General features: G+C 62.3%; 13 protein-coding genes. 6 read left to right on the forward strand and 7 right to left on the reverse strand.

Annotated elements, in window-relative coordinates:
- Positions 1-28: 28 nt before the first annotated feature.
- A complete protein-coding gene (locus tag ABWI03_RS11560) occupies positions 29-568 on the forward strand; it encodes a hypothetical protein (RefSeq protein WP_298779405.1) in 540 nt (179 codons plus the stop codon).
- Positions 569-711: 143 nt separating this feature from the next.
- Positions 712-1,482, forward strand: a complete 771-nt coding sequence (locus tag ABWI03_RS11565) for an alpha/beta fold hydrolase (RefSeq protein WP_095971403.1) — start codon at positions 712-714, stop codon at positions 1,480-1,482.
- A gap of 18 nt (positions 1,483-1,500) precedes the next feature.
- Here the strand turns inward: ABWI03_RS11565 and ABWI03_RS11570 are convergent, their stop codons facing one another.
- The gene (locus ABWI03_RS11570) at positions 1,501-3,549 is read right to left on the reverse strand and encodes a heavy metal translocating P-type ATPase (RefSeq protein ID WP_283376633.1); all 2,049 of its coding nucleotides are present in this window, start codon (positions 3,547-3,549) and stop codon (positions 1,501-1,503) included.
- 142 nt (positions 3,550-3,691) lie between these two features.
- Positions 3,692-4,342 carry a DUF305 domain-containing protein gene (locus ABWI03_RS11575; RefSeq protein WP_124568767.1) on the reverse strand — a complete coding sequence of 217 codons (651 nt, stop codon included), beginning with the start codon at positions 4,340-4,342 and terminating at the stop codon, positions 3,692-3,694.
- Between the two features lie 216 nt (positions 4,343-4,558).
- On the opposite strand from ABWI03_RS11575, the gene ABWI03_RS11580 reads away from it, so the two are divergent.
- Both ABWI03_RS11580 and ABWI03_RS11585 read left to right on the forward strand, forming a co-directional pair.
- Entirely contained in the window at positions 4,559-5,272 is a 714-nt protein-coding gene (locus ABWI03_RS11580; RefSeq protein ID WP_283376632.1) for a response regulator, read from the forward strand.
- Positions 5,269-6,375 (forward strand): HAMP domain-containing sensor histidine kinase, encoded by a 1,107-nt coding sequence (locus ABWI03_RS11585; protein WP_283376631.1) that lies wholly within the window; start codon positions 5,269-5,271, stop codon positions 6,373-6,375. The genes ABWI03_RS11580 and ABWI03_RS11585 overlap by 4 nt, the downstream gene beginning before the upstream one ends.
- Here ABWI03_RS11585 and ABWI03_RS11590 read toward each other — a convergent pair.
- Positions 6,359-6,649: a YiaA/YiaB family inner membrane protein gene (locus ABWI03_RS11590; RefSeq protein WP_003945505.1), complete on the reverse strand. Its 291-nt coding sequence runs from the start codon at positions 6,647-6,649 to the stop codon at positions 6,359-6,361. The genes ABWI03_RS11585 and ABWI03_RS11590 overlap by 17 nt on opposite strands.
- A gap of 181 nt (positions 6,650-6,830) precedes the next feature.
- Here ABWI03_RS11590 and ABWI03_RS11595 point away from each other — a divergent pair, with 181 nt between their 5' ends.
- Positions 6,831-8,039: a macrolide family glycosyltransferase gene (locus tag ABWI03_RS11595; protein ID WP_283376630.1), complete on the forward strand. Its 1,209-nt coding sequence runs from the start codon at positions 6,831-6,833 to the stop codon at positions 8,037-8,039.
- A gap of 6 nt (positions 8,040-8,045) precedes the next feature.
- On the opposite strand, the gene ABWI03_RS11600 is transcribed toward ABWI03_RS11595, so the two are convergent.
- Positions 8,046-8,492, reverse strand: coding sequence for a MarR family winged helix-turn-helix transcriptional regulator (locus tag ABWI03_RS11600; protein WP_283376629.1), 447 nt, complete (start codon positions 8,490-8,492; stop codon positions 8,046-8,048).
- Between the two features lie 57 nt (positions 8,493-8,549).
- Positions 8,550-9,956: an aminotransferase-like domain-containing protein gene (locus tag ABWI03_RS11605; RefSeq protein ID WP_283376628.1), complete on the reverse strand. Its 1,407-nt coding sequence runs from the start codon at positions 9,954-9,956 to the stop codon at positions 8,550-8,552.
- A gap of 140 nt (positions 9,957-10,096) precedes the next feature.
- On the opposite strand from ABWI03_RS11605, the gene ABWI03_RS11610 reads away from it, so the two are divergent.
- Positions 10,097-11,317, forward strand: coding sequence for a pyridoxal phosphate-dependent aminotransferase (locus ABWI03_RS11610; RefSeq protein WP_283376627.1), 1,221 nt, complete (start codon positions 10,097-10,099; stop codon positions 11,315-11,317).
- 79 nt (positions 11,318-11,396) lie between these two features.
- Here the strand turns inward: ABWI03_RS11610 and purQ are convergent, their stop codons facing one another.
- On the reverse strand, positions 11,397-12,074 hold the full coding sequence (gene purQ / locus ABWI03_RS11615; protein WP_050655460.1) for a phosphoribosylformylglycinamidine synthase subunit PurQ: 678 nt from the start codon (positions 12,072-12,074) through the stop codon (positions 11,397-11,399).
- On the reverse strand, positions 12,071-12,310 hold the full coding sequence (purS, locus tag ABWI03_RS11620; protein WP_003945817.1) for a phosphoribosylformylglycinamidine synthase subunit PurS: 240 nt from the start codon (positions 12,308-12,310) through the stop codon (positions 12,071-12,073). The genes purQ and purS overlap by 4 nt, the downstream gene beginning before the upstream one ends.
- Positions 12,311-12,444 lie beyond the last annotated feature (134 nt).

Consider the following 12,444-nt stretch of genomic DNA (forward strand, 5'->3'; position numbering starts at 1 on the left):
CGAGACGGTCCGGCCTTACTGTGGGGCGATGTGCCTTCACCTCGACGCAACCGCCGCCCTGTCGATTGCAGGTTGGGTTCGCGAAGAACCTACTCGATCGGCCTCTGCCCCAGTTCCGCAACCTCTGGTCGGCGTTTGTGATCAACTCGTCGTGTGGGCGAGCTCGTTCTCCGTACTTGCCAGTCCAGACGACCAGGTGTGGTTTCTCTCGGCGGAGAACTATGCCGGTGGAGTTGGTATCAGCGATGAGGCGTTTCCCTGGAATGCGTTCCGGCACGAGAGCCTGGCGGTCGCTTCCGGGCCGGCTGAGCGCGCGGCGATCAACGCCTTCTGGTCCGCTCACCTCCCGGTTCTGCTGTCGGTACGCAATGGGTACGAGTACTTGGCGCTCGCTCCGGACGGTCAGGTCGTCCGTGGGGGAGAGCCGGAGTTCGAGGAGGTCACCGTCGTTGCCGCTGATTTCGAGGCTCTGCTTCGGGGCATAGCCGCAGGCGTCAGCACGGCAGACCCCGTCACCGATGCACTGCTTGGCACAGTGGGTGCTGACCGGCCGGGCGGTGACCGGTAGCTCTGAGGGAAGCCGAGTTGATTGCTCGACTGTTCGTGAAAGTTCCCGGCATCCGTCGAAATGGCTCCGGTCGGCTACTCGAGTTCACGTGCGTAGTAACTGGCACCCATACTGGACGGGTGTTGCACGATGTGAGAAATCCGGTGGACGGTGCGCGGATCACCTATCAGATCGTGGGCGACGGCCCACCCCTGTTGATGGTGCACGGCACTGCGTTGTCTCGCTCCATCTGGCGTGGCTTCGGGTACGTCAAGGCGCTCCAGGAACAGTATCGTCTGATTCTCGTCGACATGCGGGGTCACGGACGCAGCGACAAACCACACGACTCCGATTCGTATGCAATGGATCTGGTGGTCGGCGATCTCCTGGAGATCCTCGACACGGAGTCTCCGTTCGAACCGGCTCACGTCCTCGGATACTCGTTCGGCGGGCGCTCGGTGATGTCGCTGACTGTCGAGCACTCCGAACGGGTGCGATCGTTGACCGTCGGAGGCGGTAGTAGCCGACCGATGACGGGCGCGTTCGACGCATTGTTCTTCCCAGGCTGCATCGACGCACTCGAAAGCGGCGGTATCGAAGGATTTCTGACCGGTTGGGGCGCGAGACGCGGCAAACCGGTGGATCCTCAGACCGCGACTGCCTTTCGAATCAACGATCCCCTCGCACTCGCGGCTTACATGCGGCGTGCGGAGAAGGAGCAGGGCATCGACGACGCCGTGCTTCGCCGGATCGCCACGCCGACTTTGTTGTTCGTCGGATCGAGAGATCGCGAGCGCCTGCCGGATACCGAGCATCTGGAGTCCATGATTCCGGACAGTGCTTTGGCCGTGATCGAGGGGGCTGATCACGCGAGCGCGGTCGCGGACTCCGAAGCTGTGCTGCGTGCGCTCATTCCGTTCCTGAGCCGACAGTAGTCCGCCTTCATCCGCTCACTACTGCGGTGTGAGCACTCTCGACTCGAGCGCGGTCACCGGTGGTTGCCGCAAGTCCAAGCGGCGCAGCAACTGAGCATTCGCGGCAACGACCACAGTGGACACCGACATCAGGATTGCTCCGACCTCCATCGGCAGCACGAACCCGACGGGCGCCAGTACTCCCGCAGCGAGGGGAACCGAGATCGCGTTGTATCCCGCTGCCCACCAGAGGTTCTGAACCATCTTCCGGTAGGTGGCGCGGGACAGCTCGATGACCGAGCTCACCGAACGCGGATCATCGCTGGCCAGAACAACTCCCGCCGACGCTATCGCCACGTCGGTTCCGGCACCGATCGCGATACCCACATCCGCCTGGGCAAGTGCCGGCGCATCGTTGACCCCGTCACCGACCATCGCCACGCGGTGGCCCGCAGCCTGAAGGCGAGATACCTGTGCTCCCTTGTCCTGCGGAAGCACCTCGGCGAAAACTTCGTCGATCCCGAGCCTGCGAGCCACCGAATGGGCCACGGCCTCCGCGTCTCCGGTGACCATGGCCACGCGCACACCGCGAGCGTGGAGGGCGTCGACGGCCAATGCAGATTCCGGGCGAATCTCGTCGGCCAATGCCAATGCACCGATCACCTTCTCGTCACGCACTACATGCAGGACGGTCGACCCGTCACTCAGCCACTCTTCGGTCCCCGGGATCGCTGTGGCCCCGACCGATCTCAACATCCCCGGTCCGCCGACACCGACGCGTGCACCGGCGACGTTCGCAGCAACCCCGATCCCGTTGTGCGCCTGAAAGTCGGAACCCGAAGTGAAGTCGAGCGACAACTCCCGCGCCGCTGCGACGACGGCGCGGCCGAGTGGATGTTCGCTGTCGAACTCGACGGCAGCTGCCGCGCTGAGCACGTCATCATCGGAATACCCGTCGACACCGCGTACGCCGACCACTGCGGGCTCCCCCTTGGTGAGAGTGCCGGTCTTGTCGAAGAGAACGGTGTCTACGTTGCGCATCGCCTCGAGGGCCATGCGGTCGGTGATCAGAATCCCAGCCCGAGCTGCCCGTTCCGTCGCGATGGAGACGACCAGCGGAATCGCCAACCCGAGCGCGTGCGGGCAGGCGATCACCAGAACGGTGATCGTCCGGGTGACTGCGCTCTCGGGTGTGCCCCAGATACTCCAGGCGATCGCGGTCAGCACTGCCGCGCCCAGTGCGTACCAGAACAGCAGAGCAGCGGCCTTGTCCGCCAACACCTGAGCACGACTCGACGAGTTCTGGGCCTGTTCGACCAGGCGCCGGATACCGGCGAGCGCGGTGTCTTCTCCCACAGCGGTGACTCGAAGCCGAAGTGCCGAGTCGGTGGCTACGGTGCCGGCCACCACCTGATCTCCGACAGTCCGGCGGACGGTCTTCGACTCGCCCGTGATCATGGATTCGTCCATGTCGGCGCTTCCCTCGACGACCGTTCCGTCCGAGGGAACTCGGGCGCCGGGACGAACTATCACCAGGTCGCCGGTAGCCAGAGCTGCGGTGGGCACGGTTTCCACCGACTCCCCCACCACCCGTTCGGCCTCGTCGGGAAGCAAAGCGGCAAGAGAGTCCAAGGCGCTCGAAGTCTGACTGAGCGAACGCATCTCGATCCAGTGACCCAACAACATGATCACGATCAGGAGCGCGAGCTCCCACCAGAAATCAAGAGTGTGATCCACCCAGTGCAGACTTGCAGCCCAAGACGCGAAGAAGGCAACGGTGATGGCAAGTGCGATCAGAAGCATCATTCCGGGTTGCCGAGAACGTATTTCGGCGACAGCGCCGGTGAGGAACGGCTTGCCGCCCCAGAAGTACATCACCGTGCCGAGTACCGGCGAGATCCATTCCACCAGAGAGTTTTCCGGAAGGGTGTACCCGACCAGATCAGCGAACATCGCATCTGCCGCAACAACCGGAACTGCGATTACCAGCATGACTGCGAACAACGTCCGGAACTGTGCGACGTGATCCCCGTGACCACCGTGGGCCCCATGCTCCATCTGACTGTGGTTCATCTGGCTGTGGTCCATCTCGCTATGGTCCATCTGACTGTGATCCATGTGGCGGTCATCCCCTCGCGTGTGATTCCGGCACTGCAGCGGTCAAGCCATCAGCCTCGAACGTATGCCCGGCTCAGCCACCGAGCAAGGTCACGCGGCCAACGTCAATCGCTCAACTCCCCTTCAACATCGCTTCCATCTGAGTGATTTCCGCCTGCTGACCGGCGATGATAGCTTCTGCCATCTTCTCCGCCGATGGATCGAGCCCGTTGTCGAGCTCGGTCTGGGACATGGTGATGGCACCCTTGTGGTGCTCGATCATCATCGTCAACCACAACTTGTCGAACTCCGCGCCACTGGCGTCGGTGAGGGCGGCCATGTCGTCGGCCGACATCATGCCCGGCATCTCGGCCATCCCGACGCCGTGTCCCGCATGCGCCGAATCATCCATGCCCTCCATCGAACTCGACGAAGGATCGGGGCGTCCCCACTTCGTCAGGAATTCGGTCATCTGAGCCATTTCCGGGCCTTGCGCTGCCTCTATCTGCGCTGCAAGCGAGAGAAGTTCCGGATTGTCGGTTCGACCGTCGACCATTCTGGCCATGTCCAATGCCTGCGCGTGATGCGGGTACATCCCTTCGAGAAACTCGATGTCGGCGGCATTGACACCCGCGGGAATCTCCGACTGTGCTGCGACGCTGGTTGTTTCGGAAGAATGGTTGACACTCTCCCCGGAGTTGTCCGAGCATCCGGCAATCAACAGTGCTGCCGCTGCCACAACCGGAACGAACCGCGTGGCGCTCTTCCTGACCGTCAAAGACATGTTTTCACTCCCGAGAGTTGATTCTGTTCGATATGCACTGCACCACAATTGATTTGACGACAGTGCTGCAAATGCACAGTTGCCACGTTACCGGCGGAAATCCGCCTCGAAGCCCGATAACCGGCCCAAACAGGCTTCCTTCATCGAATCTTCACAGTCGAACGGAAATCACCTCGCGACAGAAATGCAGACACGCAGTCGACTAACCTCGGTTCGATGAGCGCCGAACTACGACCTGGTGAGGAACCGGGGCGTGTTCTTGTCGTCGACGACGAGACTGCCCTTGCGAAGGTTGTCGCCAATTATCTGACACGCGAGGGATTCACCGTGCGCCTCGCCCACGACGGGCCGAGCGCAGTACGTTCGGTGCGCGACTTCGAGCCCGCACTGATCGTGCTCGACCTGATGCTTCCGGGCTTCGACGGTCTGGAAGTCTGCCGGCGGATCCGCACGTTTTCCGACGTGTATGTCCTGATGCTCTCCGCCCGCGGTGACGAGTCGGACAAGGTAACCGGGCTGGCAGCCGGCGCAGACGACTACGTGGTCAAACCCTTCGGCCCCCGCGAGTTGGTTGCGCGAGTGAAAGCACTGCTCAGACGGCCACGCGCGTCGAGCTTGCTGCCGAAAGTACTGCCAACGCCTCCCGGACTCGACATCGACGTCCTGTCCCGCACGGTTCGTGTGGACGACGCCCTGGTCGATCTCACTCCCACCGAGTTCACTCTGTTGTCCGCACTCGCATCCCGACCCGACGCTGTCTGGAGTCGGGCCGAGATCATCACCTCGGTGTGGGGGTCGTCCTGGTTCGGGGACCAGCACATCGTCGACGTCCATGTCCGTGCGTTACGCCGCAAACTCGGCGACGACGCGACCGATCCTCGGTTCATCAGGACCGTCAGGGGCGTCGGATACTCCCTGAGGTCGTCATGAACGCGGTCGTCATGAACAAACTCGGGTTACGCGGAAAACTGCTGCTCGCGCAGCTTGTCGTTCTGTTCGTCTCCTGCCTCGCCATCGCCGCAGTCGCCATTGCCGTCGCTGCCCCGCTCTTTCACAACCACCTCATGATGGCCGGCATCGAAGACTCGAACGTCCGTACCCACACCGAAGAAGCTTTCGCTCAGACGATGACCATCGCTCTGTTGTGCGGGATTGCAGTCGCACTGGTGGGCGCCGGCATCGCCGCGGTCTACATCGTCCGACGCATCACCGCCCCGATCTCAACGCTGGCGGAGGCGGCGCAAAGCGTCGCCGACGGGAACTTCGACGTGACTATCGGCCGGTCCGGCGTAGATGCCGATTTCACGCGTCTCGAAACTGCCTTTGCCGACATGGCGGCACGCCTTGATCATTCGGATCGGGTCCGCAAACGCCTGCTTGCCGATCTTGCCCACGAATTACGCACTCCGGTATCGACTTTGGCTGCGTACGTGGACGGCATCGAGGATGGCGTCCTACCCGCGGACTCCTCTTCGTGGTCGGTCATGCGCGATCAACTCGAAAGACTGCGTCGGCTCTCTTGTGATCTGGCGGACGTCTCCGCTGCCGACGAACACGCTCTCGAACTCGATCGCCGGGATGAGAATATCGACGACATCGTTTGCAGCGCAACGGCAGCAGCGGCGCCGCGTTACGCCGATCGTGGAGTCGAATTGACGACCGCGCTACCTCCGCAACCGATCACGGCCGAGGTCGATCGCCAACGAATCGACCAGATCCTCGCCAACCTGCTCGAAAACGCGTTGCGGCACACTCCCAGCGGAGGTTCGGTGACGGTGACACTCGCGCGGGAAGGCGAGCACCTCTCGGTGTCCGTCACCGACACCGGTGACGGAATTCCCACAGACGAACTCGAATCAGTCTTCGACCGTTTCCATCGCGGTGATCGATCCGACGGTTCCGGTTTGGGGCTCACGATTGCGCGTAGCCTCGCGCTCGCACACGGTGGCGATCTGGTGGCGCTCCGAAACGAACAACCTCCCGGCAGCACGCTGATCCTCACCTTGCCGACAGGTTTCAGGCTGCCGCTTTGAACGGATCGTGCTCGGCGATCAACTTCTCGAGTCGAGCTTCGTCCACTCGAACCCTGACTGTCGACGCTTCCTGCTGATCACGAATCACCTTGGCCAACGTGAACGTACTGGTGACCAGGAACAGCAAGGACATTCCGAGAAATCCGCGTTGCCACGCATCGATCGGAAGATACGCAATTCCGAGGAGGGTGCCGACAAAACTGACGGCAAAGGCTATTCCGGCCTGAAGATAGAAGGCTGCAGTGGTCTTCGAAGGTGTTGTCGGTGTGCTCATGCTTCGAAGTCTGCTCGCCCATCCCGGCACTCGGATGCGTAGTCCTACTCGAGAGTGCACGGTACTTCCCCGACAATAAATCAGATGCCGTTACCTATCCTGGTGGATAGTCTCGGTCCGGTATCCGGAGTTGTTCCAGAACAGTTGTCGTTCGACAACAGTCAGACGGCAGGAGTGATCGATGACCCGCAGACATATCGCCATGGTGAGCATTCCGGCACCTGGCCACGTCAATCCGAGCCTGGCGATCATCGCGCGTCTCGTCGCCGCCGGTCACCGCGTCACCTACGCCAACGACGAGTCGATGCGTGAGGTCATCGAGGCGACCGGGGCCGTATTCGCACCGTACGTCTCCACATTGCCCAGCCTCGTTCCTTCTCCTGACGGCGCCGAACCGGAGAAGAGTTGGGACGGGGATCTGATCGATCAGTTGACGATTTTCCAGGACGACTACGAGTCGATGCTGCCGCAGCTGCGCCGAATCTACGACGACGACCGTCCCGACCTCTTCCTCTACGACATCGCGGGAGTTCCAGCGCGAATACTGGCTCAGCAGTGGAACGTTCCCATCATCCAGCTGTCGCCGACGTACGTTGCCTGGGACGGTTACGAAGCCGACGCCGCACCGATGTACGACGAGATTCGCTCCGACCCGAGAGGCGTCGACCTGCTCGATCGGGAGGCCCGGTTCTTCCGCAGCGAAGGCGTCGAGGTCGACCCGCGCGAGTTCACCGGACGCCCACCGCGTGCGATCGTTCTGATCGCAGAATCGATGCAGCCCAACGCCGATCGCGTGAACCGTGACGTGTACACGTTTGTCGGCCCAGCACTCGAACCGAGCAGTCAACCCTGGGTGAACCCGGATCCGGACCGCAAACTTCTGTTGATTTCGTTGGGTTCAGCCTTCACCGATCATCCGGATTTCTACCGCACCTGCGTCGAGGCTTTCGGCGAGCTGGACGGCTGGCACGTCGTCCTCCAGATCGGAAAGCAGGTGCAGATCTCAGATCTCGGACCAGTGCCCGACAACGTCGAAATACACCGATGGGTACCGCAGTTCGCGATTCTGCAGCAGGCCGACGCGTTCGTGACCCACGCGGGTATGGGCGGATCCAGCGAGGGGCTCGTGACCGGCACACCCATGATCGCGGTGCCGCAAGCCGTCGATCAGTTCGGCAACGCCGACTCGCTGGTCGACGCCGGTGTCGCAGTACGCGTCGACAGCGCTACCGTCACGGCAGCAGAGCTTCGTGAGGCGTTGGCTCGGGTGAGCTCGGACGAGTTCCGACGACGCAGTACAGAGTTGGCAAAAGAGCTCGCAGCGGCGGGCGGTGTGTCCCGTGCCGTCGAGTTGATCGAAGCCGTCCTACCCGGCAGCGGGCGGCGGTAGTGGCGGCTACCAGTGCCAGGCGTCGCCGCCCACGTTCTTGATGGTTCGCTGCAGAACCGTGATGGTGGTGACGAACTCTTCTTCGCTGATTCCCTGCATCCGCTCTTCCTGCAGCATCTGCTGTACCCGCGAGGCGCGTTCGAACTGCTGGGAGCCCGCATCAGTGGGGAGAAGGACAGCCCCGTCTTCACGCGCCCACCCCAGATCGAGGGCAGAGTCGACGGCCGCGTCGACCACGTCAGTTGATTCGTTGGGACCGATCGTGCGGAGGAGGGCAGCTCGCTTCATCCCTTCAGGGTGCAACGAAAGTTGGTGCAGGACCCACCATTGCGGCTGGGTGACGCCGACCGCTTCCAGCGCTCCCCTCGTGCGCGCACGAATCGCCTCACCGGCACGCGCGGTCCAGAATCCGATCGGCTGATTGGCCGGTGGCTGCATCGCTTGTTCGTTCATGGATACGACGATAAAACCTCAACGGAAGTTCAGGTCAACCACCAGCGAGGTGAAGTTCTACATATGTTGTGTGATTGCTCGGCCGATGATGCGGGCAGCGTCGGGGAACTCACCCGGGTTCGGTCCGGCGTAGTTGAGCCGCAAGAACTTTCCGGTCGGTTCCGCCGGGAACCAATCGTCGCCGGCCCCGACGATGACGCCGGCCGACCGGCAGTCCTGCACCACGCGTTCGAGATTCGTGGTGTCCGGGAGCCGCAGCCAGAGGTTGAGTCCGCCTTGCGGTACGGCGTCGAGGTGAGCGTCCGGCGCATGTTCGCGCAAACTCGACACGAGGAGATCGCGTCTGGCCTCGAGTTGGTGACGAAGCCTGCGCAAGTGCGTGCGCCAGGCCGGCTGGGTCACGACGTCGAGTGCTACCGCTTGCAGCATCCCACTGACATACATCGAATCTGCCTGTGTATCAGCAAGAATTCGCTCGTAGGCCGGGCCTCGGGCGATCAATCCGGCAACTCGCACCGACGGCGAGACGCTCTTGGTCAGTGCACGAAGGTAGACGACGTGTCCACTGTCGTCGCGAGCAGCGATGGGGCTGGGATCTGCGGTGATTCCGAAGTCGAGCGCCGAACTGTCCTCGATGAGGAACGCGCCGTGCCGACGGACGGTATCGAGAACCTTGTCAGCCAACGACGGCGACCACAGCGCTCCCGTCGGACTCGCGAAGCTCGGTTGTGCATAGAACGCACGGGCACCGGTCTGTTCGAATGCACGCGAAAGCTCTTCAGGATCAGGACCGTTGGCGCCGCTGGAGATCGGAATGACCGTGACTCCAGCCTGCGCGGCAGCCAGGATCGCACCCCAGTAGGTCGGCGATTCCATGAGCAACGGCCGCCCCTCCCCCACCAACGCACGGAAGGACGTCGCAAGCCCACCCTGACTGCCGGGAAGTACAACCACGTCGTTCGGCCCCGGCGGAGTGATCCCGGCAGGAGTGGCGGAACCCAATTCGGAGGCAAACCAGGACTGCAGTTCTGGAAGCCCGGCAGCGAGGGGTCGATTGAACACGGCGTCGGTTCGCGTCGCCCTGGTGAAGGCTGCACGAACCAGACCTTCCGGCAACAGCTCTCGGGCCGGATAGCCGGAATGCAGCGCGATCACGTCGTTGGAGGTGGACTGCAGCGCAATAGGCAGTTGCAGCCGATGATTCGGCGATCCGAGCGCCGCTGTCTGCCACCCGTAATCGTTGGGTCGCACGACGCGCGCAGCGCGTACGAAGGTTCCCACTCCGGGTCGAGCCTCTACGACTCCCTGAGATACCAGCGTTCGCAGCGCCTTCTGCACGGTGACGGGACTGGCCCCGTGCAGGCTCACGAGCGACCGAGTGGACGGAAGCTTCGCGCCGGGAGGAGCCGTCGCGATCCATTCACGCAAGGCTGCGACGATCCTCGAACTGCTATCATTGGACATGTCGAAACATAGTAGCGCTACTCTCCCGCCGACGCTAGCGCTATCGCGAATCAATGTCCATTTCCAGAGCTGAACACTGAGGCGCCCTTCTCATCTGAAACACAACTCGCCCAACCGAACCGGAAGAGGTACGTAACCGCGTGAACACACCCATCGATCAGGCCCGCAAGCTCGAGAATGTCAGGTACGACATCAGAGGGCGAATTCTCGACAAGACCGAAGAACTCGAGGATCAAGGACACACGATCCTGCGACTCAACGTCGGCAATCCGGCCCCCTTCGGATTCGAAGCTCCGGACGAAATCATGATGGCCATGATCCGCAATCTCCCTACCGCGCAGGGATATTGCGATTCTCGCGGACTGTATTCGGCGCGCACCGCGGTGGTGCAGTACTACCAGACGCGGGGTATCACCGATGTCACCGTCGACGAGATCTATCTCGGAAACGGCGTCTCCGAACTGATCACGCTGACGATGCAGGCGCTCTGCAATCCCGAGGACGAGATCCTGATTCCCGCTCCCGATTACCCCTTGTGGACGGCTTCGGTTTCACTTGCCGGCGGCACGCCGGTCCACTACCTCACCGATGAAAGCCAGGGCTGGGCACCGGACTTCGACGATCTGGAGGCTCGGATCTCTCCCCGTACCCGAGGGATTGTCGTCATCAATCCCAACAATCCGACGGGCGCCGTCTACTCGACGGAGGTGCTGCAACGCTTCGTGGACATCGCGCGCAGACACGATCTGATGCTCTTCGCCGACGAAATCTACGAAAAGATCGTCTACGACGGCCGATCCATGACAAACCTTGCGTCGATGACAGGGCGAGACGTCCTGTGTCTGACGTACTCGGGGCTGTCCAAGGCCTACCGCGTCTGCGGGTTCCGAGCAGGATGGCTGGCAATCACCGGACCACTGGAGCGGGCGTCGAGTTTCATCGAAGGCATCAAACTGCTGGCCAACATGCGAATGTGTGCCAACGTTCCGGCGCAGCACGCGATCCAGACCGCACTCGGCGGGCGCCAGTCCATCGAGGACCTGTTGCTTCCACAAGGCCGGCTGACAGCGCAGCGCGATCTCGCGCACAGCACGCTCAACAGCATCGACGGAATCAGTTGCCAACAGGCCGACGGGGCGCTGTACCTGTTCCCCAAGCTCGACGTCGACAAGTTCGGCATCGTCGACGACGAGAGGTTCGTTCTCGATCTACTGGAGTCGGAGAAGATCCTGGTCAGCCACGGTCGCGCATTCAATTGGATCGAACCCGATCACTTCCGGTTGGTGACTCTACCCAACACCGACGATCTCTCGACCGCTCTCGAGCGACTCGGCAACTTCCTCAGTTCCTACAGCCAGTAGCCCTGGTTACCGGGCCCACGTACGACTGAACGCCGACCGGATTTCCGGTCGGCGTTCAGTGGTGAAAATCAGCAGGCGATCAGGCAGTGACGATCGCGTCGAGTGCCGAGTAGAACAAGCCCAATCCGTCGTCACTGGGACCGGTGAGAGCCTCGGTGGCGTGCTCGGGGTGCGGCATCAAACCGACGACGCGGCCGTTGGCCGAAGAGATGCCGGCGATGCGACGCTGCGAACCGTTGGGGTTCTCCTCCGAGTAACGGAAGACGACGCGGCCTTCGCCCTCGAGTTCGTCGAGAACCTTCTCGGACGCCTGGAAGCGACCTTCACCCGACTTGAGGGGGATGAGGATCTGGGCGCCGGCCTCGTAGCGTGAGGACCACGCCGTGTTGTTGGCTTCGACCGTCAACCACTCGTCGCGGCAGATGAAGTGCAGACCCTGGTTACGGGTCAGGGCACCGGGGAGCAAACCTGCCTCGCAGAGGATCTGGAAACCGTTGCAGATGCCCAGGACCGGCATGCCGCCCTTGGCTGCTTCGACAACCTTGCCCATCGCGGGAGCAAAACGTGCGATTGCGCCGCAGCGAAGGTAGTCGCCGTAGGAGAATCCACCGGGAACGACAACCGCGTCGACACCCTTGAGGTCTGCGTCGCCGTGCCAGAGTTCGACAGCTTCACCGCCGGCCAGGTTCACAGCCCGGGCTGCGTCGATGTCGTCGAGCGTGCCCGGGAACGTGATTACCCCGATACGTGCGCTCATGCCTCGACTCGCCTGACGGTCCAATCCTCGATCACCGTGTTGGCCAGCAGGCCTTCGGCGATCTTCTCGAGTTCGGCGTCTTCGACACTGCCGTCGATCTCCAACTCGAACCGCTTGCCCTGACGGACATCGGATACTCCTGCAAAGCCCAGGCGAGACAGTGCCCCGACAATTGCCTGTCCCTGGGGGTCGAGAATCTCGGCCTTGGGCATGACTTCGACGACGACACGGGCCACGTGCTGCTCCTCGGTACTAGTGCGCGAACCCGGAGTGAAACGCTCGGGTGATGGCCAGTTTACCGGGCGTACCCGAGATGGTTCGCATCGAGTGATCGGGGCGTGACGGCCAACACCCGCGAGAGCCGCCTGCG

The sequence above is a fragment of the Rhodococcus baikonurensis genome, assembly GCF_040489275.1.
Taxonomy (GTDB): Bacteria; Actinomycetota; Actinomycetes; order Mycobacteriales; family Mycobacteriaceae; genus Rhodococcus_F; species Rhodococcus_F baikonurensis.